Raw genomic sequence first — 24,583 nt, forward strand, 5'->3', positions numbered from 1 at the left:
GGGACCAGCCCATGAAGGCCCGCACGATAGGCACCGCCGCCGCAGCCGCGGTGGCCGCGCTCGCCGCCCGTGACCTGCTGCAGAAGCGGCACGCCCTGCTCCGCAACTTCCCGGTGGCCGGGCACGCCCGGTACCTGCTGGAGCGGATCGGCCCGGAGCTGCGGCAGTACATCGTGACCTCCAACGAGGAGGAGCGGCCGTTCAGCCGCGACCAGCGCAGCTGGATCTACGCCTCCGCGAAGGAGGAGAACAACTACTTCGGGTTCGGCACCGAGGTCGACGTCGCGCACGTCCAGGGCCACGCCTACCTGAAGCAGCGCACCTTCGCCGGCCCGCTCCCGGACGCGCACGACCCGGACGCCCCGCTGCCCTCGGCCAAGGTGCTGGGCGGCCCGCGCGGGCGCGCCAAGGCGTTCCGCCCCGCCAGCGTGGTCAACGTCTCCGCGATGAGCTTCGGCTCGCTCTCCGGCGCCGCGATCACCGCCCTGAACGAGGGCGCGGCGCAGGCCGGGGCGCTGCACAACACCGGCGAGGGCGGCCTGTCCCCGTACCACCGCAAGGGCGGCGGCGACCTGGTGCTGCAGTTGGGCACCTCGTACTTCGGGTGCCGCAACGCGGACGGCAGCTTCGACCTGGCCAGGCTCAAGGAGGTGGTGGCCTCCGCCCCGGTCCGGGCGATCGAGATCAAGCTCTCGCAGGGCGCCAAGCCGGGCCTGGGCGGCATGCTGCCCGGCGCGAAGGTCACCCCGGAGATCGCGGAGATCCGCGGCATCCCGGTCGGGGAGGACTGCGCCTCGCCGTCCCGGCACAGCGCCTTCGGCGACACCGACTCGATGCTGGACTTCGTCGAGCTGCTGGCCGCCGAGACCGGCCTGCCGGTCGGCGTCAAGAGCGCGGTGGGCGAGCTGGGCTTCTGGCAGGAGCTGGCCTCGATGATGGCGCGCGGCGACCGCGGCGTGGACTTCGTGACCGTCGACGGCGGCGAGGGCGGCACCGGCGCGGCGCCGCGGATCTTCGCCGACTCGGTGTCGCTGCCGTTCCGGATGGGCTTCTCCCGGGTCTACGGCACCTTCGCCGAACTGGGCACCACCGACCGGCTGACCTTCATCGGCTCCGGCAAGCTCGGCCTGCCCGAGAACGCCGCGGTGGCCTTCGCGCTGGGCGTCGACATGGTCAACGTGGCCCGCGAGGCGATGCTGTCGATCGGCTGCATCCAGGCCCAGAAGTGCCACACCGACCGCTGCCCGACCGGCATCGCCACCCAGAACCCGTGGCTGGCCCGCGGCATCGACCCGGCCTCCAAGGCCACCCGGGCCGCGCACTACCTGCGCACCCTGCGCCGGGAGCTGACCAAGGTCTCCTCGGCCCTCGGCGTCGCCCACCCCTCGCTGATCACCCCCGACGACATCGAGGTCCTGAACGGCGACTACGAGGCCCGCACGCTGGCCGCCGTCTACGGCTACAAGGACGGCTGGGGCCGCCTCGGCCCGGAGCTCGCCGAGGAGATCACCCGCCTGCTCACCGCCTGAGCCGTCCGGCCTCAGCGCGCCAGCAGCGCCGCGCCGACCGCCGCCGTCGCCGCCAGCACCGCGACGGCGGCGGCGTGCACCGCCAGGTCCCACCCCCAGGAGCGCCGGTCGGCCGCCGGGTCCAGGGTGAACCCGGCCGGGTCCGCGGGCGCGTGGTGCACCGTCACCTCGCGCCCGCGGGCGGTGGCCGGGTCGGCGAGGTGCCTGGTGCAGTGGGCGGTGACGGCGGTTCCGTCGCGGGTGGTGAACGCCACCACGGGGGTGAGGGTGGTGATCCTGGAGCCGTCGTCCTCGTCGATCCGGACGTCCTGGAACACCGCGACGATCCGGCCCGGCACCGCCTCCGCCGCGGCCAGCCGCGCCCGCTTGCCCCGCCGGTCCCGGACGGCCTCCGGCAGGTGCCACAGGCCGGACAGCGCCCACGGGCCCGCGACGCCGACCAGCGCCCACGGCCACGCCCAGCGGACCGCGGCCAGCGCCACCAGGCCCGCGTAGGCCAGGAAGGCCGCGAAGGCCGGCCGCCCCAGCCCGCGGGAGGGCGGCTCGGGGGCGTTCGCGAAGCGGTGCTCCCCCGGTCGGCCCGCCGGGTGGCTGACCCCGATCTCCCGGCCGACCCAGGCCGCGGTGAGCGTCTCGCCGCGCCCGTCGTCGCCCCGGACGAGGACCTCCCGCCCCGTGTCCGGCTCCCGCCAGGCGACCACCACCGGGATGCCGCCGATCCGCGAGGCGCCGTGCCGCACCTCGCCGACCTCCCGGATCCGCCCGGTCAGCCGCACCGTCCGCTGCGCCTCGGTGACCCCGGCCAGCGACCGGGCCGCCCCGACCAGCGCGACCGCGCACCACGCCCCGCTCCACAGCAGCAGGAACCCCTCCCACCCCACGCGCCCTCCCCGGCCGTCCCGTCTCCCGGCCACTCTGCCCGCCCGCACGGCCCCGGACACCCGGACGCCCGCCCGCACGGCCCCGGACACGCGCGTGCCCGCCGGACCGTGCGGTCCGGCGGGCACGCCACGAGCGGGTGCGGGGGCTCAGCCCTCGTCGGCGCCGTCCTCGGCGGTGGCGGCCTTCTCCTCGGCCCGGGGGGCCGGGCCGCCGCCGTGCGTGGTGCCGTCCGGGTTGGAGCCGCGGAAGGAGAGCAGCACGACCAGGATGCCGCCGCAGACGATCGCCGAGTCGGCGAGGTTGAAGACCGCGAAGTGCTGGACGGAGATGAAGTCGACCACGTGCCCGCGCAGCACCGAGGGGGCGCGGAACAGCCGGTCGGTGAGGTTGCCGAACGCGCCGCCGAGCAGCAGGCCGAGGGCGATCGCCCAGGGCAGGCTGTACAGGCGGCGGGCGATCCGCCAGATCACCACGATGACGCCGGCGGCGATCGCGGTGAACAGCAGCGTCATCGCCTGGCCCATGCCGAACGCGGCGCCGGGGTTGCGGATCACCTGGAGGGTCATCCAGTCGCCGACCACGTCGATCGGCGAGCTGCGCCCCTCCAGCTTGGCGACCACCAGCAGCTTGGAGCCGAGGTCGATCAGGTAGGCGAGCAGCGCGACGGCCAGCAGCACGCTGATCCGTCGGCGGCGCACCACGGCGCGGGCGCCCTCCGCCGCCGTCGCCCCGGCGCCCTCGGGCTCGGGCCGGGTCACCGGCTCACCCGCCCCGTCGGGCCGGGCGGTGGGGACGGCGTCGTCCTGGGTCTGGTGGGAACCTGGCGTGCTGATGATCCGCTCCGCTGCCGTGTGGAATGCGCCGGGGGGAATGCCGGTCGACGTACTTGGGGACGAGGGTACGGCACGGCCCGCCCGCTTGGCCGCCGCGCCCGGGATTGTTCCGCCCCGCGGGTCCCGTCGACCGGCACCCCGGGTCAGCGGCGTTCCTGCTTGGCCTTGCAGCTGACGCAGAGGGTGGCGCGCGGGAAGGCCTGCAGGCGGGCCTTGCCGACGGGCTGGCCGCAGGACTCGCAGCGGCCGAAGGCGGTGCCCTCCAGCCGGGCCAGGGCCCGCTCGGTCTGGGCGAGGCTGTCGCGGGCGTTGTTGGCGAGCGAGAGCTCGCTCTCCCGGTTGATGTTCTTGGTGCCGGCGTCGACCTGGTCGTCGCCCGCGCCGTCGTTGGAGTCCCGCATCAGGCCGGCGATGGCGGCCTCGGAGGCCTCGATCTCGGCGCGCAGCCGGACGATGTCGGAGGCCAGCTCGTCGTGCAGCTCGGCGACCTCCTCGGCCGTCCACGGGTCCTCCCCGGGACGGACCGGCAGGTCGGCCGGGTCGACCGACTCGGCGCCGCCGCGGGCTCCGGTGCCCGCCGGCACGTGGTTGCGGCTGCTGGCCGCGGTGTGTCCGGTGGTGCCGGTCTTTCGCCGCGCAGTACTCACGGTCCCCTCCCCTGGGTCGCCCGCCACGGCCTCGCGCGACCTCTTGGTCACGGTTCCTGTCGCCTTCTCAGCCATGGCTTTCGACCTCATTCACGAATGATCAGAAGCGTCGGTTCCCGACGATCTTGCCGGTCCCGGAACGATAAACCTCATCGAATCAGCCCACAACGGGACATACCGAAGCGCCCCATCGATCCCACCCGCGCAGCCTCCGTCGGGTCGGCGCTGCACAAGTTGTGCCCAGAACGCCCCGGGCTAACCACCCGGGCCCGGCTCGCGGGTGCGCGAAACGGCTTGCGGGGGCCGATACACTGGGGCTGCAAGGCGCAGATGGGACGAGTACCGACGTACGCAGCCAGGAGCGACCCGGGGGCGGTGTGAGCCCGGGGGTGTGCGCGGCGGGAAGATCACCCCGGAGCCGCCGGAAGAACGGCCCGTCCAGGGCCCAGTAGAACCGGCCGCAAACCCAAAGAGAGGGCCGCAGTGCACGCGGTCAAGGAGGGTGGTACCGCGGGGCGGCTCGCCGTCTCGTCCCTCCGTCGGAGCCAGTCCACGCATCCGCCGGAGGTAGACGCCCCCATGTCGCCCACGTACAACGCCGTCCCCGCGCAGGTGAGCCTGCCCGCGCTGGAGCACCGGATCCTGTCGTTCTGGCAGGAGGAGCGGGTCTTCCAGCGCAGCCTGGAGCAGTCCGAGGGCCGCCCCGAGTGGGTGTTCTACGAGGGCCCGCCCACCGCCAACGGCATGCCGGGCGCCCACCACATCGAGGCCCGGGTCTTCAAGGACGTCTTCCCGCGCTACCGCACCATGAAGGGCTACCACGTCGCCCGCAAGGCCGGCTGGGACTGCCACGGCCTGCCGGTCGAGCTCGCGGTGGAGAAGGAACTGGGCTTCTCCGGCAAGCCGGACATCGAGAAGTACGGCATCGCCGAGTTCAACGCCAAGTGCCGCGAGTCGGTGACCCGGCACACCGACGCCTTCGCCGAGCTGACCGAGCGGATGGGCTACTGGGTCGACCTCGACCAGGCGTACCGCACCATGGACCCGTCCTACATCGAGTCGGTCTGGTGGTCGCTGCAGCAGATCTTCGACAAGGGCCTGCTGGTCCAGGACCACCGGGTCGCCCCCTGGTGCCCGCGCTGCGGCACCGGCCTGTCCGACCACGAACTGGCCCAGGGCTACGAGACCGTGGTCGACCCCTCGGTGTTCGTCCGCTTCCCGCTGACCTCCGGCCCGCTGGCGGGCACCGCCGCCCTGCTGGTGTGGACCACCACCCCCTGGACGCTGGTCTCCAACACCGCCGCCGCCGTCCACCCCGAGGTGACCTACGTGGTCGCCACCGACGGGAACGAGCGCCTGGTGGTCGCCGAGCCGCTGCTGGCCAAGGCCCTCGGCGAGGGCTGGGAGGCCACCGGCGAGTCCTTCACCGGCGCCGAGATGGAGCGCTGGGCCTACCGGCGCCCGTTCGACCTGGTGGAGATCCCGGACGCGCACTACGTGCTGACCGCCGAGTACGTCACCACCGAGGACGGCACCGGCATCGTCCACCAGTCGCCCGCCTTCGGCGCCGACGACCTCGCGACCTGCCGCCGCTACGGCCTGCCCGTGGTCAACCCGGTGGAGAGCGACGGCACCTTCGCCCCCGACGTGCCGCTGGTCGGCGGGGTGTTCTTCAAGAAGGCCGACGAGACCCTGGTCGCCGACCTGCAGGCCCGCGGCCTGCTGTTCCGCCACCTCCCGTACGAGCACAGCTACCCGCACTGCTGGCGCTGCCACACCGCGCTGCTCTACTACGCGCAGCCGTCCTGGTACATCCGGACCACCGCCGTCAAGGACGCGATGATCCGCGAGAACGAGGCCACCAACTGGTACCCGGAGACGGTCAAGCACGGCCGCTTCGGCGACTGGCTGAACAACAACATCGACTGGGCGCTGTCCCGCAACCGCTACTGGGGCACCCCGCTGCCGATCTGGCGCTGCGCGGACGACCACCTGACCTGCGTCGGCTCGCTCGCCCGGCTCTCCGAGCTGACCGGCACCGACCAGTCCGGCCTGGACCCGCACCGCCCGTACATCGACGAGGTCACCTTCCCCTGCCCGCAGTGCTCCGCCACCGCGGTCCGGGTCCCCGAGGTGATCGACGCCTGGTACGACTCGGGCTCGATGCCGTTCGCGCAGTACGGCTACCCGTACCGCAACAAGGAGCTGTTCGAGCAGCGCTACCCGGCGCAGTTCATCTCCGAGGCGATCGACCAGACCCGCGGCTGGTTCTACACCCTGATGGCCGTCGGCACCCTGGTGTTCGACCGGAACTCGTACGAGAACGTCGTCTGCCTGGGCCACATCCTGGCCGAGGACGGCCGCAAGATGTCCAAGCACCTGGGCAACATCCTGCAGCCGATCCCGCTGATGGACGAGCACGGCGCCGACGCGGTGCGCTGGTTCATGGCCGCCGGCGGCTCCCCCTGGTCGGCCCGCCGGGTCGGCCACGGCACCATCCAGGAGGTGGTCCGCAAGACCCTCCTCACCTACTGGAACACCGTCGCCTTCCAGGCCCTGTACGCCCGCCCGGCCGGCTGGGCCCCCTCCGCGAGCGACCCGGCCCCGGCCGACCGCCCGGTGCTCGACCGCTGGGTGCTGTCCGAACTGCACACCCTGGTGCGCGAGGTGGACGCCGCCTACGAGGCGTACGACACCCAGCGGGCCGGCAAGCTGCTGTCCGGCTTCGTCGACGACCTGTCCAACTGGTACGTCCGCCGCGGCCGCCGCCGCTTCTGGCAGGGCGACGCGGCCGCGCTGGCCACCCTGCACGAGGCGCTGGAGACGGTCACCCGGCTGATGGCCCCGCTGACCCCGTTCATCACCGAGCGGGTCTGGCAGGACCTGGTCGTCCCGGTCACCCCGGACGCCCCGGTCTCCGTCCACCTGAGCAGCTGGCCGGCCGTCGACGAGAGCCTGATCGACCCCGAGCTGGCCAAGCAGATGGTGCTGGCCCGCCGCCTGGTCGAGCTCGGCCGCGCCACCCGGGCCGGCAGCGGCGTCAAGAACCGCCAGCCGCTGCTGCGTGCGCTGATCGCCGCCCAGGGCTGGGAGGAGCTCCCCGCCGACCTGCGCGCCCAGATCGCCGAGGAGCTCAACGTCGCCGCGCTGGAGTCCCTGTCCGAGGTCGGCGGCTCGCTGGTCGACACCTCCGCCAAGGCCAACTTCCGCGCCCTCGGCAAGCGCTTCGGCAAGGGCGTCCAGGACGTCGCCAAGGCCGTCGCCGCCGCCGACGCCGCCCGGCTCTCCGCCGAGCTGCGCGCCACCGGCGAGACCTCGGTCGAGCTGGACGGCGAGACGGTCACCCTCTCCCCCGAGGAGGTGGTCATCACCGAGACCCCGCGCGAGGGCTGGGCCGTCGCCAACGAGTCCGGCGCCACCGTCGCCCTCGACCTGACGATCACCCCCGAGCTCAAGCGCCTCGGCATCGCCCGCGACGCGGTCCGGCAGATCCAGGACGCCCGGAAGAACTCCGGCCTGGAGATCACCGACCGGATCCACCTCCAGCTCACCAGCACCGACCCGGACGCCCTGGCCGGCCTCACCGAGCACCAGTCCCTGATCGCCGCCGAGGTCCTCGCCGAGACGATCGGCCTGACCATCACCGACCCCGACGCCCCGCGCTTCACCGCCGAGGACCTCGCCCTGGAGTTCACCCTCCGCAAGGCCTGAGCCCCCACGGTTCCCCGCGCCCCCGGCAGCAGGCGACAGCCCGCGCCGGGGGCGCGGGGAACCGCGCGACCGGCCGGGCACCCCGGCGAGGTCGCGGGGAGGCGGCGGACCGCCACCCTCCTCGCGGCCATCGCCGCGCGTCCCCGTCCGCACGGCGCACGCACGGCGAAGGGCGCCCCCAGCCACCACGGCCAAGGGCGCCCTTTCGGTTGCGCACTGCGGAACTGCTAGTTGTCGCCGTCCTCGTCGATCAGGAAGCCCCGCATCGGCGCGGGAGCCTGCTGCATCGGCTGCGGGGGCTGCGGCCGCACGGCCGCCATCGGCTGGGTCATGCCCGCCGGTGCCATCGCCCCGTTGCCGCCCGCCGAGGCGCCGCCGAAGGACGGGGCACCGGACGAGCTGCCGAAGGAGGAGCCGCCGAAGGACTGGTTCCCGCCGAAGGACGGGTTGGAGCCGAAGGACGGCGCCGGGGAGGACATCGCGCTCGCACCGGCGGGCGCCATCGACGACGCGGCCGGCGGCAGCGAAGCGGTGGCGGGGATCCGCGGCGGGGCGAGGGAGTCGTCCGCCTGCGACTCCAGCTGGCGCAGCTGGGTCTCCAGGTAGGACTTCAGCCGCGTGCGGTACTCGCGCTCGAAGGCGCGCAGGTCCTCGACCTTGCGCTCCAGGGTGGCGCGGGCGGACTCCAGCGAGCCCATCGCGACGCGGTGCTTCTCCTGGGCGTCCCGCTCCAGGGCGTCGGCCTTGGCACGGGCGTCCCGCTCCAGGCCCTCGGCGCGGCTGCGGGCCTCGCCGACGATCTTGTTGGCCTCGGAGCGGGCCTCGGAGATGGCCTGGTCCGCGGTCTGCTGGGCGAGCGCCAGGACGCGGGCGGCGCTGTCACCGCCGGGACCCTGCTGCTGCATCGGGTTGCCCATCGGGCCGCCCATCGGCTGGAGCTGCTGCCCGCCCATCGGCTGCAGCTGCTGGCCGCCCATGGTCTGGCCCATCTGCTGCTGCATCGGGTTGCCCATCGGCTGCAGCATCTGCCCGCCCATCGGCTGGACCAGCTGCTGCTGGCCGCCCATGGTCTGGCCCATCTGCTGCTGCTGCATCGGGTTGCCCATCGGGCCGCCCATGCCCTGCTGCGGACCGGCGGGCAGCTGCGGAGCGCCGGAGGGCAGGCCCAGCGGCTGGTTGCCCATGCCCTGCTGGTTGCCCATGCCCTGCTGGGGACCGGCGAGCTGCTGCGGGCCGCCGAGCTGCTGCGGACCGGGGCCCTGCTGGCCGGGCACCGGCGGGCCGGATATGGCGGCGGGGACGGGGGCGCCGGGGCGGCCGCCGTCCTGCGGGGCCTGCTGCTCCTTGCGCATGTTGGCCTGGTTCTGCGCGGCGGCACGCGTGGCGGCGGCCAGCTTGGCCCGCAGGTCCTCGTTCTCGCGCAGCAGGCGGGTCAGCTCGGCTTCGACCTCGTCGAGGAAGGCATCGACCTCGTCCTCGTCATAGCCTTCGCGCAGCCGGACGGTCGTGAACTGCTTGTTCCGAACGTCCTCGGGGGTCAATGGCATCTCTTCACCTCAACGTGATCGTCGGACCGGCATCCTGTCGCATCGTTCAGAACGACAGGCGCTGCACGAGCGAGATCAGGACATACACAATGATCATCAGTACGAAGAAGGACAGGTCGAGCGCCACGCCCCCGAGACGCAACGGCGGGATGAAACGCCGAAGAAGCTTGAGTGGCGGATCCGTGACAGTGTACGTGGCCTCCAGCACCACGACCATGGGCTTCCCGGGACGCCATGAACGGGCGAACTGGAACACCCAGTCCATGACGAGTCGGAAGAGCAGGAACAACAGGAACACGGTCAGCACCCAGTAGAGCACCGAACCGAAGATCCCCATCGCGTCTCCCTCTCCCTGGCCGACGTACCGTCAGTGACGCTCTGTCAACAGACCCACACGTGTAGTCGTGGTTCGGGTCAGCTCTGGTTGAAGAACCCACCCTCGGCGATCCGAGCCTTGTCCTCCGCCGTTACATCGACGTTAGCAGGCGACAGCAGGAACACCTTCTGCGTCACGCGCTCGATACTGCCGTGCAGACCGAAGACCAGTCCAGCGGCGAAGTCTACGAGCCGCTTGGCGTCCGTGTCGTCCATCTCGGTCAAATTCATGATCACGGGGGTGCCGCCGCGGAACTGTTCCCCGATGGTACGGGCCTCGTTGTAGGTCCTCGGGTGCAGCGTGGTGATGCGGTACGGCTCTCGTTCGTTGACGACCTTGGGCATGATCACCGGGGTGCTCTTCTCCAGGTTGCGGTGGCGCTCGGATGTGATGGACGACACGGGAGCCATCCGCGGCTGCTCCTGCCGGATCGGGACCGCGGCGGGCACCGGCTGGGGCGCGATGTGGGCCACGGGCGCCGGTTGCGGGGCGGGGGCGGCGGGCGCGGGGGCCGCGGACCGGAGGTCCTCGGTCCGGCCGGTGCGGATCGGCTCCGGGTCCGCGTCGTAGTCGTCGTCGGGGTCGTACCCCTGGCTGTCGTAGGTCTCGTCCTCGACCAGACCGAGATAGACCGCCATCTTGCGCATCGCGCCGGCCATGCTGCTGTCTCCTCCGCTCATGCGCCCACCGTGTCGCCCTGCGGATGCCGTGGTCCTCTTACGACCTGTCAGGCCGACGGTCCGTCAGACCGCGGAGTGTGCGCTCGGATGCGATCCACGGTTTACCTGCAGACTGATCATCTGCTAGGTTCTGTCCTATTTTGTCCTGCAGTCTGATCTACTTACTCGGTGACGTTACCCGAGCGGTGACCGCACTCCGAGCACCGCCGTACCGACGCGTACATGTGTCGCTCCGGCGGCGATCGCCTGCTCCAGATCGCCGCTCATCCCTGCCGAGACCATGGTTGCAGCCGGATGGGCCGCGCGTACGTCGCTTGCGATTTCCGCCAGCCGCGCGAAGGCGCGCGCCGGGTCGCCCGCCAGCGGACCGGCCAGCGGTGCGACCGTCATCACACCGTCCAGTCGCAGCCCGGGCGTGTCGGCGATCCGCTCCGCCAGCGCGAGCACCTCGGCGGGCGCCACGCCCGCGCGGTGCTCCCCCTCGCCCGCCTCCTTGTCCAGGGCGACCTGCACCAGGCAGCCCAGCGGCGGGCGCTCGGCGTTGCGGACGGCGGCGGCCAGCGAGTCGACCAGCCGGGCCCGGTCCACCGAGTGCACGACGTCGGAGTAACGGACCACCGAACGGGCCTTGTTGGTCTGCAGCTGGCCCACGAAGTGCCAGGTCAGCGGGAGTTCCACGCAGCGCTCGGCCTTGGGGGCGGCGTCCTGGTCGCGGTTCTCCGCGACGTCGGTGACGCCGAGCCCGGCGAGCAGCGCGGTGTCCTCGGCCGGGTAGGTCTTGGTCACCACGATCAGGGTGACCTCCGCGCGCGGGCGGCCCGCCGCGGCGCAGGCGTCGGCGATCCGGCGCTCGACCACGTCGAGGTTGGCGCCGAGCTGCTCGTAGCGGGCGCGCTGCCCCTCGGTCAGCGCGGCGGAGAACTCGGGGCGGCCCGGGAACGGACCGTAGATGTCGTTCGTCATGAGTGTGAGGGCCCCAGCCAGACGTAGCTCGCGAGTCGGCCGGTCCGCTGCTCCCGACGGTAGGAGTAGTGGTCCGGTGATTCGAGGGTGCAGACCGATGATCGCACCACATCCTGCACGCCCGCCGCGGCGAGCTGTGCGGCGACCCCGGCGGGGACGTCCAGCGCGGGGGTGCCCCAGGAGGTCTCGGCGTGCGCGGCCGGAACGAGCGCGGCGACCTCGGCGCGCATCGCCTCCGGCACCTCGTAGCAGCGGCCGCAGACCGCGGGGCCGACGGCGGCGAGGATCCGCTCGGGGCGGGCCCCCAGTTCGCGCATCGCGGCGACCACCGCGGGGACGACCCCGGCGGCCAGGCCCGGACGTCCGGCGTGCGCCGCGCCGACCACCCCGGCGGCGGGGTCGGCCAGCAGCACCGGGGTGCAGTCGGCGGTCAGCACGGCGAGGGCGAGCGGGCGGTCGGTGACCACCGCGTCGACGGTCGGGGCGGTCCCCGCGGGCTGGCGCTCCGTCACCACCGCGACCTCGGCGCCGTGCACCTGGTTCATCCAGACCACGTCGGCCGGGTCCAGCCCCAGCTCCCGGGCGGCGAGGAAACGGTTCTGCAGGACGGATTCGGGCGAATCGCCCACCGCACCGCCGAGGTTGAGCTCCCCGTACGGCGCGGTGCTCACCCCGCCCCACCGGGTGGTGGAGGCGAAGTGAGCACCGTGTCGGGAGAACGCGTCGATCACTTGAGGAAGTCCGGCACGTCGAGCTCCTCCGCGGGGCTCTCGACGTACGGCTGCCGCACCGGCTGCACCTGCGGCGGCACCGGCGGGGCGGTGGCCGTCGCCGGGGCCGGGGCCGGGGTCTCGGCGGCGCGCGACGGCTCCTCGGCGCGGGTGACCGAGCCGATCGAGCCGTAGGACGGGCGGGTGGCCGGGCGCTCCGGGGCGGCGGCGGCCGGGGCCGAGGCGGCGGAGGAGGTCGACTTCACCACCGGCTCGCGGACGATGGCCGGCGGCTGGCCGCCGTCGAACCCGGCGGCGATCACGGTGACCCGGACCTCGTCGCCGAGCGCGTCGTCGATGACCGCGCCGAAGATGATGTTCGCCTCGGGGTGGGCGGCCTCGCTGACCAGCTGGGCGGCCTCGTTGATCTCGAACAGGCCGAGGTCGGAGCCGCCGGAGATGGAGAGCAGCACGCCGCGGGCGCCGTCGATGGACGCCTCCAGCAGCGGCGAGGAGATCGCCATCACGGCGGCGGCCTTGGCGCGGTCCTCGCCGCGGGCCGAGCCGATGCCCATCAGGGCCGAACCGGCGTCCGACATGACCGACTTGACGTCGGCGAAGTCGAGGTTGATCAGGCCAGGGGTGGTGATCAGGTCGGTGATGCCCTGGACACCGGAGAGCAGCACCTGGTCGGCGGAGCGGAAGGCGTCCAGCACCGAGACCTGGCGGTCGGAGATCGACAGCAGCCGGTCGTTCGGGATCACGATCAGGGTGTCGACCTGCTCGCGCAGGCTGGCGATGCCGTCCTCGGCCTGGTTGGCCCGGCGGCGGCCCTCGAAGGTGAACGGCCGGGTGACCACGCCGATGGTCAGGGCGCCGAGCGAGCGGGCGATGTTGGCCACCACGGGCGCGCCGCCGGTGCCGGTGCCGCCGCCCTCGCCGGCCGTCACGAAGACCATGTCGGCCCCCTTGAGGACCTCCTCGATCTCCTCGCGGTGGTCCTCGGCGGCCTTCCGGCCGACCTCGGGGTTGGCGCCGGCGCCGAGGCCGCGGGTGAGCTCGCGGCCGACGTCCAGCTTCACGTCGGCGTCGCTCATCAGCAGCGCCTGGGCGTCGGTGTTGATCGCGATGAACTCGACGCCCTTGAGCCCGACCTCGATCATCCGGTTGATGGCGTTGACTCCGCCGCCGCCGATGCCGACGACCTTGATGACCGCGAGGTAATTCTGGGGTGCTGCCACGTCGGGGCCTCTCGCCTCGAATTTCCGGGTCGGCTCCCCTGGATTGTGAAGGCCGACGGATGTCGATGGGTGGGAAGCACGTGGTTCCAACCCGAACCCTAAACTTGAGGTTGAGGGTTATGGCTGTGCCGGTGTCACCTCGGTGTCGAGCACAGCTCGTTGACACAGGACAGTAGGTCGCAACCGGCGCGTGTTTCAACGAACACGCCGAGCTTCCCTTTTTCTTTTGAGCCTATGTGATCATCGACCCCGCGGTGAAACCGGGGTGACCACCAAGGGTCGGACCGGAGCCGTGGCCCCGTCAATACCGCCCCCGGGGACAGAACTTACCGGATCAACCCGACACCGCCGGGGCATCCGGCGCACTCACGTCGTAATTCGACGCCTTCTGACCGAGCAGCGCCGTCAGCACCGCGGCCTTGCGCGGGGTGTCCTCGGCGCTCCCCCAGCGGACGGTGGCGCCGGAGGCCAGCTGCAGCCGGATGTCGTCGTACGAGTAGACCGTGAGCGAACCGGCCTGTTTCGCCACGTCCGGCGGCAGTCCGGCGGCCACCGTGACCGCCGAGCGGACGAGGGTCGGGCGGTCGATCACCGCCACCGCGTCCTGGGCGGGCCGGCTCAGCTGGAGCGCCACCACCGGGACGCCGGGCGGGGGCTGCGGCTCAGTGGCGAATTCCACACCGCCGGCGTCGACCTGGACGAAGCCGCCGCCGTCGCGCTGGATCGCCGCCACCGCGCGGCGCTCGGTCACCTTCACCCGCAGGGTGTGCGGCCAGCCCCGCCAGACCTCCACCGAGGCGACCCGGGGCAGCTTCGCCACCTCGGCCCTGGCCTCGTCCAGGTCGACCCGGGCCAGCGGGCCGCTCGCCGTGCCGCCGAGCGCCCGCTCGACGTCCTGCTGGGTCAGCCTGCCGGAGTCCAGGCCCTGGACGGCCACCCCGCGGACGTCCAGCGCGGCGGAGAAGAACACCGTCCAGCCGAGGCCGCCGACCACCAGCGCGCCCAGCGCGACCAGCACCCCGACGCCCCGGCGGGAGAGTCGGAGCCGGGGCGGACGGGCCGTTTCGCCGTCCTCCCCGAACTCCTCCTCGTACTCCTCGTCAGCCACGGCGGCGGCCGCCGCGGGCGGCCTCGATCGCCTCGTACACCATCTGCACCAGCAGGTCGTCGGCGTCCCGGCGGCCGAACTCGGCGGCCGCGCGCGACATCTCCCACAGCTTGGCCGGATCGGTGAGCACCGGCAGCACGTTCTTCAGCACCCAGTCCGGGGTCAGCTCGGCGTCGTCGACCAGCAGGCCGCCGCCCGCCTTCACCATCGGCTGGGCGTTCAGCCGCTGCTCGCCGTTGCCGATCGGCAGCGGAACGAACGCGGCGGGCAGGCCGACCGCGGCCAGCTCGGCCACCGTCATGGCGCCGGCCCGGCAGAGCATCATGTCGGCCGCCGCGTAGGCCAGGTCCATCCGGTCCAGGTAGGGCAGCGCCCGGTACGGCGGCATGCCGGGGATGTCGTCGATGGTCGGCAGCTCGTTCTTCGGGCCGACCGCGTGCAGGATCTGGACGCCGTACTGCTGCAGCCGGGGCGCGATCGCCTGCACCGTCTCGTTCAGGCGCCGGGCGCCCTGCGAGCCGCCGGAGACCAGCAGGGTGGGCAGCCGCTGGTCGAGGCCGAAGTAGTGCCGGGCCTCCGGGCGGACGGTGCCGCGGTCCAGGGTGGCGATGGTGCGGCGCAGCGGGATGCCGATGTACCGGGAGTCGCGCAGCTTGGAGTCGGGGGTGGAGACCGCGACGAAGTCGCTGTAGCGGGCGCCGATCTTGTTGGCCAGGCCGGGGCGGGCGTTGGCCTCGTGCACCACGATCGGCACGCCGGCCCGCTTGGCCGCCAGGTAGGCGGGCATCGCCACGTAGCCGCCGAAGCCGACCACCGCGTCCGCGTTGACCCGCTCGATGACCTCCTGGGCGGCGCGCACGGTGCCGCGCAGCCGGCCCGGGACGGTGATCAGCTCCGGGGTGGGCTTGCGGGGCAGCGGGACGGCCGGGATCAGCGCCAGCTCGTAGCCGCGCTCCGGGACCAGCCGGGTCTCCAGGCCGCGCTCGGTGCCGAGGGCGGTGATCCCGATGGACGGGTCGTGCCTGCGCAGCGCGTCCGCGAGCGCCATGGCCGGCTCGATGTGACCGGCGGTCCCGCCGCCGGCGAGTACGACATGCACCGAAATTCACCGCTCCCTGCGCGGCGGCCGGGCGGCCTTGCGCGCTGTGGTTTTCCTACCTGGCAGCACCCGGTCCAGGACGGGCCCGAACCGGGAGTTGGCCCCTTTTCGCCATCTGCGGGGCCGGGCAGCCAGCGCTGCCTTCGCCGCCGGGGAGCTGCGTGCGAAGCACAGCAGCAGCCCGATGGCGCACATGGCCGACAGCATCGCGGAACCACCGTACGAGAACAGCGGCAGCGGGACGCCCGCGATGGGCAGGAGTCCCAGCGCCGACCCCAGGTTGACCACGGCCTGAGCCATGATCCACGTGGTGGCGGCGCCCGCCGCGTACCGCACGAACGGGTCCGTGGTGCCGAGGGCCACTCGGATACCCGCGTAGCCTAGTGCCGCGAAGAGCGCGAGCACCGACAGCGTCCCCACCAGTCCGAGTTCCTCGCCGGTGGCGGCGAAGATGAAGTCGGTGTGGGCCTCCGGCAGCTGCCCCCACTTCTCCACCCCGGCGCCCAGTCCGGACCCGAACGGTCCGCCCGCGGCCAGGGCGTACAGGCCGTGCAGGGCCTGGAAGCAGTCCAGGTTGGGGTCGGGCTTGGTGACGCCGACGCAGGCCAGCCGACCGAGCCGGTGCGGCACCGTGATGATCAGCGCGGTGCAGGCGACCACCGCGATGCCCAGGGTGGCGGCGAACAGCCGCAGCGGGGCGCCGACCATCCAGAGCAGGCCGAACAGCATGGCGATCAGCACCATGGTGGTGCCCATGTCGCCGCCGATCATGATCAGCATCATCAGCACGACGGTGCCGGGCACCAGCGGGACCAGCAGGTGCTTCCACTGGTCGAGCATGTGGGTGCGCTGCTTGCGGGCCAGCAGGTCGGCCGCCCACAGCAGCAGGGCCAGCTTGGCGAACTCGGACGGCTGGATCTGGAAGAAGCCCAGGCTGATCCAGTTCCGGTTGCCGTTGATCCGCACGCCGACCCCGGGGATCGCCACCAGCACCAGCGCGCCCACCACCCCGAACAGCAGCGGGTACGCGGCGGTGCGCAGCGCCCGCACCGGGGCCCGGGTCAGCACCACCGCGATCGCCCCGCCCAGCAGCAGGGCGATCAGCTGCTTGCGGAAGAAGAAGGTCATCGGCAGCCCGTACTCCACCACCACGCTCTGCGAGGCGGAGAACACCATCACCAGGCCCAGCACCACCAGCAGCAGCGCGGCGCCCAGGATCAGGTAGTACGGGGTCAGCGGCCGGGCCATCAGGTACCCGAAGCGCTCCCGGGCGGCCCGGAAGCGGGCGAGCGGGCCGGCCGACTTGAAGGTGGTGGTGGTCGCCGAGATCAGCTGGAGGCCCGGCGGCGGCTCCTTCTCCCTGGTCGGCACCACGGGCTCCTCACGGTTCGGGTCACGGACTGGAACGCGCCGGGGGTCCTCCGACGGCGAGGCCGCGCCCGGGCGGCGGACTGCCCGCGGGCGCGACCTCGGGGTGCGTGCTTCAGGGCTGCAGGGCCCGGACGGCGGCGGCGAACAGGTCGCCGCGCTCACCGTAGTTGGTGAACATGTCCATCGAGGCGCAGGCCGGTGCCAGCAGGACGGTATCGCCCTTCTCGGCGGCGGCGGCCGCGGCCGCGACGATCGCGGTCATCGCCTCGGCGCCAGTCTGGCCCGGGGCGGGCTCGAGGACCGGGACTTCCGGGGCGTGTCGCTCCAGCGCCTCCCGGATCAGCTGCCGGTCCTGGCCGATCAGCACCGCGGCCCGCAGCCGTGGCGCGGCGTCGGCGACCAGCTCGTCGAAGGTGGCGCCCTTGGCCAGGCCGCCCGCGATCCACACCACCGGCCGGTACGCGGCCAGCGAGGCGGCGGCGGCGTGGGTGTTGGTGGCCTTGGAGTCGTCGACGTAGGTCACGCCGTCGAGCTCGGCGACGTGCGCGATCCGGTGCGCGTCGGGGGTGAAGGCGCGCAGCCCGTCCCGGACCGCCTTGGCGTCCACGCCGTAGGCGCGGGCCAGCGCGGCGGCGGCCAGCGCGTTGGTGACGTTGTGCGGGGCCGGCGGGTTGACGTCGGCGACGGCGCCCAGCTCGGCGGCCGAGTTGGCCCGGTCGGCGACGAACGCCCGGTCGACCAGCAGCCCGTCCACCACGCCGAGGTTGGAGACGGCGGGCGCGTCGAGGCCGAAGCCGACCGCCCGGCAGCCCTCCTCCACGTCGGCCTCGCGGACCAGCGCCTCGGTGGCGGGGTCGGCCAGGTTGTAGACGCAGGCGACCTGGTTGCCCTGGTAGATCCGGCCCTTGTCGGCGGCGTACGCCTCCATCGAGCCGTGCCAGTCGAGGTGGTCGGGGGCGAGGTTGAGCACGGCGGCGGAGTGCACCCGCAGCGAGGGCGCCCAGTGCAGCTGGTAGCTGGAGAGCTCGACGGCCAGCACGTCGTACGGCTCCTCGGCCAGCACGGCGTCCAGCACCGAGACGCCGACGTTGCCGACGGCGGCGGTGCGCCTGCCCGCGGCGGTGAGGATGGAGGCCAGCATCTGGACGGTGGTGGTCTTGCCGTTGGTGCCGGTGACGGCCAGCCAGGGGGCCGGTTCGCCGGTGGCGGGGTGCGGGGTGCGCAGCCGCCAGGCGAGTTCGACGTCGCCCCAGACCGGGACGTCGGCCGCCGCGGCGGCGGCGAACAGCGGGCTGTCCGGGGCCCAGCCGGGCGAGGTGACGACCAGGGCGGTGCCGGGCGGCAGGGTGGCGCCGTCGCCGAGGCGGACGGTGACGCCCTGTTCGGTGAGGGCGGCGGCCTTGGCCGCGAGACCCGGGCCGTCCCCGCCGTCCACCACGGTGACGTGCGCGCCGAGCCCGTGCAGGACGCGGGCGGCGCTGATCCCGGAGAGACCGAGTCCTGCGACGACGACCGGAAGTCCGGCCCACTCCGGGTTGTTCACTTGGTCACCCATCCCGCGTAGAAGAGTCCGAGTCCGACGGCCACGCACAGGCCCTGGATGATCCAGAACCGGACCACGATCAGGACCTCGCTCCACCCCTTGAGCTCGAAGTGGTGCTGCAGCGGCGCCATCTTGAAAACGCGCTTGCCGGTCATCCGGAACGAGCCGACCTGGATGATCACCGAAAGGGTGATGATCACGAACAGGCCGCCGAGGACGGCGAGCAGCAGCTCGGTGCGGGAGACGATGGCCAGACCGGCCAGCGCGCCGCCGAGGGCCAGCGAGCCGGTGTCGCCCATGAAGATCTTGGCGGGCGAGGTGTTCCACCACAGGAAGCCGAAGCAGGAGCCCATCAGCGCGGCGGCGACCACGGCGAGGTCCAGCGGGTCGCGGACGTCGTAGCAGGAGGCGGTGGCCTTGATCGCGTAGGCGCAGTTCTGGCCGTGCTCCCACAGGCCGATGAAGGTGTAGGCGCCGAAGACCATCACCGAGGCGCCGGTGGCCAGACCGTCCAGACCGTCCGTCAGGTTCACGCCGTTGGACATCGCGGCGATCAGGAAGTAGGCCCAGATGACGAACAGCACCGGGCCGATCGACCACTTGAAGTCCTGCACGAAGGACAGGTGGTCGGAGGCCGGGGTCAGACCGCGGCTGTCGCTGAACTGCATGGCCAGGAGGGCGAAGGCGAGGGCGACGAAGGACTGGCCGAGCAGCTTCGCCTTGGCCCGCAGGCCCAGCGAGCGGCGCTTGACCACCTTGATGTAGTCGTCCAGGAAGCCGACCAGGCCCAGGCCCGCGGTCAGGAACAGCACCAGCAGGCCGGAGGCGGTGGGCACTTCGCCCGTTATCGCCTTGGTCGCGAAGTAGGCGATCAGGGTGGCCAGGATGAAGGCGATGCCGCCCATCGTGGGCGTGCCCTTCTTGCTGTGGTGCGCCTTGGGGCCGTCGTCGCGGATGTACTGGCCGTACCCGTGTCGGGCGAGCAGCTTGATCAGGGCCGGGGTGCCGAGCAGGGTCAGCACCAGGCCGATCATGCCGGAGAAGAGGATCTGCTTCACTTCGCGGCACCGTCCGCGAGCAGCGCCTCGGCGACCTTCTCCAGCCCCGCCGAACGGGAAGCCTTCACCAGGACCACGTCCCCCGGCCGCACCTGACTGCGCAGCAGCTCGATCGCCGCGTCCGCGTCGGACACCAGCACCGACTCCTCACCCCACGAACCTTCGTTCCTCGCGCCCAGTTCCATCCGGGCCGCCTCGCGTCCGCCGACCGCCACCAGCTTGGTGATGTCGAGCCGCACCGCGAGCCGTCCGATGGTGTCGTGCTCGTCGAGGCTGTCCTCGCCGAGCTCCCGCATCTCCCCGAGCACCGCCCAGGTGCGGCGGCGCTCCGGGCCGGTGCCCGCCATCGTCGCGAGGGCCCGCAGCGCCGCCCGCATGGACTCCGGGTTGGCGTTGTAGGCGTCGTTGACGACGGTGAGGCCATCGGCCCGGTCGACCACCTCCATGCGCCAGCGGGACAGCGCACCGGCCTCGCTGAGTGCTTCGGCGACGCGGTCGACGGGCATCCCGAGCTCCACCGCCACCGCGGCGGCGGCGAGGGCGTTCGAGACGTGGTGCTCACCGTACAGGCGCAGCTGCACGGGTGCGGAACCGGCCGGGGTGCTGAGCGTGAACTGTGGCCGTCCGGTGGCGTCCAGGCGAACTTCCGTGGCACGGACGTGCGCGTCCGGGGACTCGCCGAACAGCACGACCCGCGCCCTGGTGCGGCTGCTCATCGCGCGCACCAGCCGGTCGTCGGCGTTGAGGACGGCGACGCCCTCCGGCGCGAGGGCCTCCACCATCTCGCCCTTGGCCTCCGCGATGGCCTCGCGGGAGCCGAACTCGCCGACGTGCGCGGAGCCCACGTTGAGGACGAGCCCGACGGTGGGCGGGGTGATGCCGGTCAGGTACTCGATGTCGCCCTTGTGCCGGGCGCCCATCTCCAGCACCAGGTGACGGGAGGTCGGGGTGATCCGCAGCGCGGTCAGCGGGTGGCCGATCTCGTTGTTGGCGTTGCCCGCGGCGTAGACCGTCTCGCCGTGCTTCGACAGCACCTGGGCGATCAGGTCCTTGGTGGAGGTCTTGCCGGAGGAGCCGGTCAGGCCGACGATCCGCACCTCGGTGGAGCGGGCCACCACGGCGCGGGCGAGCCGGCCGAGGGCGACCACCACGTCGTCGACCAGGATCGCGGGCACGCCGACGGGCCGGGTGGCGAGCACCGCGACCGCGCCGTCGGCGACGGCCCGCTCCGCGAAGTCGTGGCCGTCGACGCGCTCGCCGACCACGCACACGAACAGCCCGCCGGGCTCGACCTGCCGGTTGTCGTGCACGACGGCGCCGGTGATCGACGCCTGCGGGTCCGCGCCGTCGAGCGTCCCGCCGACGGCCTGCGCCGCCTCCGCGAGGGTCAGGGAAATCATCGCTCCGCCTCCGCGTTGTTCGCCCGCTCGCTGCCGGCCGCTCCTGACCCGGTGTCGACGCTCCTCACTCCGGCGCTCCTTCGTCGCTTGTCGTTCGTCTCTTTCGCCACCGGCGCGGCCTTTGGCTCGCTGGCGCCCTGCTGCTCGATCGCGGTCCGCAGGACCTGTCGGTCGTCGAACGGGCGGACCTCGCCCTTCACGTACTGGCCGAGTTCGTGGCCCTTGCCCGCCACCAGCACGGTGTCCCCGCTGTGCGCGCGGGCCACCGCCAGGGCGATCGCCTCGCTCCGGTCGGGGACGGCGAGCACCTCGCCGCGCTCCTCCTCGGGCACCTCGGCGGCGCCGGTGAGCATGGTGGCGAGGATCGCCAGCGCGTCCTCGGAGCGCGGGTTGTCGCTGGTGAGGACGGCGGTGTCGGCGAGCCGGGCGGCGATCGCGCCCATCGGGGCGCGCTTGTACGGGTCGCGGTCGCCGCCGCAGCCGACGACGACGTGCAGGCGGCCCTTGGTGACCTCGCGCAGCGAGGCGAGGACGGAGCTGAGCGCGTCCGGCTTGTGGGCGTAGTCGACCACGGCGACGTAGTCCTGGCCGGCCTCGACCTTCTCCATCCGGCCGGGCACCCCGGGGACGGCGGCCACCCCGGCCACCGCCGCGTCCAGGTCGACGCCCGCGGTGACCAGCGCGGTGATCGCGCCGAGCGCGTTGGAGACGTTGAACGGGCCGGGCAGCGGCACCGAGGCGTCGGCCTGCTCGCCGTTCGGGCCGACCACCCGGAACGTGGAGCCCGCCGGGCCGGGCTGGACGTCGACGGCGCGCCAGTCGGCGGCCGGGTCGCCGGAGGCGGAGAAGGTGGTCATCGGGATCCGGGCCTCGCCCGCCAGGCGGCGGCCGTAGGAGTCGTCCCGGTTGGCGACGCCGTGCCGGGACTTGCCGGGCTCGAACAGCCGGGCCTTGGCCCGGTAGTAGTCCTCCATGTCGGGGTGGAAGTCGAGGTGCTCCGGCGTCAGGTTGTTGAACAGCGCGACGTCGTAGACCACGCCGTCGGTGCGGCCGTACACCAGCGCGTGGCTGGAGACCTCCATCACCACGGCCTCCGCCCCGGCCTCGCGCATCACGCCGAGCACGGCGTGCAGTTCGGTGGCCTCGGGGGTGGTGCGCTCGGACTTGACCCGCTCCTCGCCGACCCGCATCTCGACGGTGCCGATCACCCCGGTCAGCCGACCGGCCGCGCGCAGGCCGCCCTCGACCAGGTAGGAGGTGGTGGTCTTGCCGTTGGTGCCGGTCAGACCGATCATCAGCATGCTCTCGCTGGGCGCCCCGTAGACCGCGGCGGCCAGCGTGCCCATCACCGCGCGCGGGCTGTCCACCACCAGCAGCGGGACGCCCGCGGCGGCGGCCGCTTCGGCCCCGGCGGCGTCGGTGAGCACCGCGACCGCACCGGCGGCGGCCGCCGCCCCGGCGAACGCGGCGCCGTGGTGGTTGGCTCCGGGGAAGGCCACGTACACGTCGCCGGGCCGCACCGCCCGGGAGTCGTGGGTGACGCCGGTGACCTCGGGGCCCTCGACGGGGGCCAGGCCGAGCAGTCGGGCCGCCTCGGCGAGGGGCAGCGCCGCGGTGCGGCGGGGGCGGGGCGGGCTCGCGGGGGTTTGATCGGATTTCGGCACGGCCGGAAGGCTATCGGCCCCGCGCCCCCCGGGGCCAAACCGGGCCTGCTCCGTGACGCTGCTCACAGGGCGCTGCGTGCGCCGGGGGGTGTCGCTCATCTCAGGGTTTCCAGTCGACGGGCAGGTTCGGCGCCTCGCTGCCGCTCGGCGGGACCTGGAGGGTCTTGAGGGTGAACTCCATCACCTGCTTGAAGACGGGCCCGCACAGCTGCCCGCCGAAGTGCCCGTTGACCGGGTCCTGGATGACGCAGGAGACCGTCACCCGGGGCCGGTCGGCCGGCGCGAAGCCGATGAAGGAGGCGGTGTACCCGGAGTACTTGCCGGTCTTCGGGTCCACCCGGTTCGCGGTGCCGGTCTTGCCGGCCACCCGGTAGCCCGGGATCTTCGCGGTGTTGCCGGTGCCCTGCTCGTCGGTGACGACGGACTCCAGCATCTCGGTCAGGGTCTTCGCGGTCTGCTCCGACACCACCCGGTTCTGCGCCCCGGCCGGGGCCGGGGTGTACTTCCCGTCCGGCCCGGTGGTCCCGGCCAGCAGACTGGGGGCGACCCGCACGCCGCCGTTGGCGATGGTGGAGAACACCGAGGTGGCCTGCAGCGCGTTCACCGACAGGCCCTGGCCGAACGGGATGGTGTACTGCTGCGAGCCGCTCCAGTCCTCGGGCTTGGCCAGGATGCCGCGGGTCTCGCCGGGGAAGCCCAGGCCGCTGGGCTTGCCGATGCCGAACCGGTCCAGGTAGTCGGCCAGCACCTTGTTGGACTCGGCCTGGGTGGCGCCCAGGTGCTCGGCGGCCTCGATGGTGCCGATGTTGGAGGACTTGGCGAGCACGCCCGCCAGGGTCAGGTACCAGGTCTCGTGGTCCACGTCGTCGTGGAACACCCGGTCGGCCCGCTGCAGCGTGTTGGGCACCTCCACGTGGGTGTCCCAGTTCGCCTTGCCGGTGTCCAGCACCGCCGCCATGGTCATCAGCTTCGCGGTCGAGCCGGGCTCGTACGCGTCCTGCAGGGCGGCGTTGCCGAGCTGGTCGGCGCGGGCCGAGGCCAGGTCGTTCGGGTCGAAGCCGGGCGAGGTGGCCATCGCCAGCACCTGGCCGGTCCGCACGTCCTGGACGATCACGTAGCCCTTCTCCGCCCCGGCGTTGGCGACCTGGTCGGTGATGGCGCGCTGCGCGGCCCACTGGACGTCCGGGTTCACGGTCAGCCGCAGGTCGGTGCCGGGCACCGGGTCCTGCCGGGCGCCGCCCGCGGTGGCGACCCGGCGGCCGCCCGCCGAGGCGTACGTGGAGTGCCCGTCCTGCCCGGCCAGTTGCTGCTGGTACTGCAGCTCCAGGCCGCCGGTGCCGACGCCCTCCGCGTTGACGAAGCCGACCAGGTTGGCGGCCAGCCCGCCCGCCGGGTAGCTGCGCCGGGTCGACTGGTCCCAGAACAGCCCGGCCAGCGGGTTCACGCAGGCCGCGTCCAGGTACTGGCGGCCGCCCTTGTCGGCGGGCTTCCTCAGCAGCTGGACCTGGGCGCGGCAGGCCGCGGTGTCGATCTGCTTGGCCAGCGAGGACTTCAGGTCGGCGATCCGGTTCTTGGTCTCCGGGGACTGCCGGGCCATCAGCAGCGCGTACTGGCTCTTCGGGTTCTTGCTGTTCGGGTGGAGCTTCTCGGCCAGCTTCTCCTTCGGCTGCCCGAGGATCGGCGCCAGCAGCGCCGCGGCCTGCTCCGGGGCGTCCGGGAGGTGGGCGGACTCCGGGGTGAACATGGTCGGGTCGGCGGTGATGTCGTACGCGTCGACCGAGGTGGCCAGCACGGTGCCGTCCGCGGCGGTGATCGAGCCGCGCTCGGCGGGCAGCGCCACCCGCACGTACTTGTTGGCGCCCGCGGCGGCGGCCAGCGCGTCGGAGTCCAGCAGCTGCAGCTGCACCAGCCGCCCCGCGAAGATCGCGAAGACCAGCAGCAGGCAGACCGTCACCAGCCGCAGCCGGCGCCGGGGGTCGGCCAGCCTGATGGTCCGCGGCCCGGACGGGGCGGGGCGGCGCGGCGGCGCCGGGCGGCGGGCCGGGCGGGCGCTCGGGCGGGGCGGGGCGACCTCGCGGTGCCCGGTGGCGGCGCGCGGCCGGGTCGGGCGGGCCGGGGCGCCGTCCGCGGCGGGCCGGACGGCACCCGCCGAGCCGGTCGACCAGTTGCTTCTGCCAGGTCAGCGCCGCCGCCACGGTCGGGTCGGTGGCCACGTTCGACT

The 24,583-nt window shown here is 73.1% G+C and carries 19 protein-coding genes; 2 read left to right on the forward strand and 17 right to left on the reverse strand.

The genetic code is table 11. From position 1 onward, the window contains the following. The first annotated feature begins 11 nt into the window (after positions 1 to 11). Positions 12 to 1,529: an FMN-binding glutamate synthase family protein gene (locus QSK52_RS15040; protein ID WP_285736526.1), complete on the forward strand. Its 1,518-nt coding sequence runs from the start codon at positions 12 to 14 to the stop codon at positions 1,527 to 1,529. Positions 1,530 to 1,540: 11 nt separating this feature from the next. On the opposite strand, the gene QSK52_RS15045 is transcribed toward QSK52_RS15040, so the two are convergent. The 3 genes from QSK52_RS15045 to QSK52_RS15055 all read right to left on the reverse strand — a co-directional run bounded on the left by QSK52_RS15045 (position 1,541) and on the right by QSK52_RS15055 (position 3,891). Beyond that, positions 1,541 to 2,410, reverse strand: a complete 870-nt coding sequence (locus QSK52_RS15045; RefSeq protein ID WP_285736527.1) for a DUF3592 domain-containing protein — start codon at positions 2,408 to 2,410, stop codon at positions 1,541 to 1,543. A 147-nt stretch (positions 2,411 to 2,557) separates the two neighbouring features. Further along, complete coding sequence (gene lspA / locus QSK52_RS15050; RefSeq protein ID WP_435053255.1) at positions 2,558 to 3,169, reverse strand: signal peptidase II; 612 nt, start codon at positions 3,167 to 3,169, stop codon at positions 2,558 to 2,560. Positions 3,170 to 3,387: 218 nt separating this feature from the next. Then, positions 3,388 to 3,891 (reverse strand): TraR/DksA family transcriptional regulator, encoded by a 504-nt coding sequence (locus tag QSK52_RS15055; RefSeq protein WP_285736528.1) that lies wholly within the window; start codon positions 3,889 to 3,891, stop codon positions 3,388 to 3,390. Positions 3,892 to 4,470: 579 nt separating this feature from the next. Here QSK52_RS15055 and ileS point away from each other — a divergent pair. After that, entirely contained in the window at positions 4,471 to 7,602 is a 3,132-nt protein-coding gene (gene ileS / locus QSK52_RS15060; protein ID WP_285736529.1) for an isoleucine--tRNA ligase, read from the forward strand. Positions 7,603 to 7,829: 227 nt separating this feature from the next. Here the strand turns inward: ileS and QSK52_RS15065 are convergent, their stop codons facing one another. The 14 genes from QSK52_RS15065 to QSK52_RS15130 form a co-directional block, all read right to left on the reverse strand. Then, positions 7,830 to 9,149, reverse strand: coding sequence for a DivIVA domain-containing protein (locus QSK52_RS15065; protein WP_285736530.1), 1,320 nt, complete (start codon positions 9,147 to 9,149; stop codon positions 7,830 to 7,832). A 46-nt stretch (positions 9,150 to 9,195) separates the two neighbouring features. Next, positions 9,196 to 9,486: a YggT family protein gene (locus QSK52_RS15070; RefSeq protein WP_285736531.1), complete on the reverse strand. Its 291-nt coding sequence runs from the start codon at positions 9,484 to 9,486 to the stop codon at positions 9,196 to 9,198. Positions 9,487 to 9,563: 77 nt separating this feature from the next. Further along, positions 9,564 to 10,184, reverse strand: coding sequence for a cell division protein SepF (locus QSK52_RS15075; RefSeq protein ID WP_285736532.1), 621 nt, complete (start codon positions 10,182 to 10,184; stop codon positions 9,564 to 9,566). Between the two features lie 195 nt (positions 10,185 to 10,379). Then, entirely contained in the window at positions 10,380 to 11,168 is a 789-nt protein-coding gene (locus tag QSK52_RS15080; protein ID WP_285736533.1) for a YggS family pyridoxal phosphate-dependent enzyme, read from the reverse strand. Beyond that, the gene (gene pgeF, locus QSK52_RS15085; protein ID WP_285736534.1) at positions 11,165 to 11,899 is read right to left on the reverse strand and encodes a peptidoglycan editing factor PgeF; all 735 of its coding nucleotides are present in this window, start codon (positions 11,897 to 11,899) and stop codon (positions 11,165 to 11,167) included. The genes QSK52_RS15080 and pgeF overlap by 4 nt, the downstream gene beginning before the upstream one ends. Further along, a complete protein-coding gene (gene ftsZ / locus QSK52_RS15090; protein ID WP_285736535.1) occupies positions 11,896 to 13,119 on the reverse strand; it encodes a cell division protein FtsZ in 1,224 nt (407 codons plus the stop codon). Before ftsZ ends, pgeF begins: the two co-directional genes overlap by 4 nt. A 334-nt stretch (positions 13,120 to 13,453) precedes the next feature. Beyond that, a complete protein-coding gene (locus tag QSK52_RS15095) occupies positions 13,454 to 14,227 on the reverse strand; it encodes a cell division protein FtsQ/DivIB (RefSeq protein ID WP_285736536.1) in 774 nt (257 codons plus the stop codon). Beyond that, entirely contained in the window at positions 14,220 to 15,326 is a 1,107-nt protein-coding gene (gene murG / locus QSK52_RS15100) for an undecaprenyldiphospho-muramoylpentapeptide beta-N-acetylglucosaminyltransferase (protein ID WP_285736537.1), read from the reverse strand. The genes QSK52_RS15095 and murG overlap by 8 nt, the downstream gene beginning before the upstream one ends. Before the next feature lie 6 nt (positions 15,327 to 15,332). Next, on the reverse strand, positions 15,333 to 16,700 hold the full coding sequence (gene ftsW, locus QSK52_RS15105; protein WP_285736538.1) for a putative lipid II flippase FtsW: 1,368 nt from the start codon (positions 16,698 to 16,700) through the stop codon (positions 15,333 to 15,335). Positions 16,701 to 16,809: 109 nt separating this feature from the next. Continuing rightward, a complete protein-coding gene (murD, locus tag QSK52_RS15110; RefSeq protein ID WP_285736539.1) occupies positions 16,810 to 18,252 on the reverse strand; it encodes a UDP-N-acetylmuramoyl-L-alanine--D-glutamate ligase in 1,443 nt (480 codons plus the stop codon). Further along, positions 18,237 to 19,298, reverse strand: coding sequence for a phospho-N-acetylmuramoyl-pentapeptide-transferase (mraY, locus tag QSK52_RS15115; RefSeq protein ID WP_285736540.1), 1,062 nt, complete (start codon positions 19,296 to 19,298; stop codon positions 18,237 to 18,239). Before mraY ends, murD begins: the two co-directional genes overlap by 16 nt. After that, positions 19,295 to 20,698, reverse strand: coding sequence for a UDP-N-acetylmuramoyl-tripeptide--D-alanyl-D-alanine ligase (locus tag QSK52_RS15120; protein ID WP_285736541.1), 1,404 nt, complete (start codon positions 20,696 to 20,698; stop codon positions 19,295 to 19,297). The genes mraY and QSK52_RS15120 overlap by 4 nt, the downstream gene beginning before the upstream one ends. Next, entirely contained in the window at positions 20,695 to 22,461 is a 1,767-nt protein-coding gene (locus QSK52_RS15125) for a UDP-N-acetylmuramoyl-L-alanyl-D-glutamate--2,6-diaminopimelate ligase (protein ID WP_435053256.1), read from the reverse strand. The genes QSK52_RS15120 and QSK52_RS15125 overlap by 4 nt, the downstream gene beginning before the upstream one ends. Position 22,462: 1 nt before the next feature. Beyond that, positions 22,463 to 24,316: a peptidoglycan D,D-transpeptidase FtsI family protein gene (locus tag QSK52_RS15130; protein WP_285736542.1), complete on the reverse strand. Its 1,854-nt coding sequence runs from the start codon at positions 24,314 to 24,316 to the stop codon at positions 22,463 to 22,465. Between the last annotated feature and the right edge of the window lie 267 nt (positions 24,317 to 24,583).

This window comes from Kitasatospora phosalacinea, assembly GCF_030268885.1.
GTDB lineage: Bacteria > Actinomycetota > Actinomycetes > Streptomycetales > Streptomycetaceae > Kitasatospora > Kitasatospora phosalacinea_C.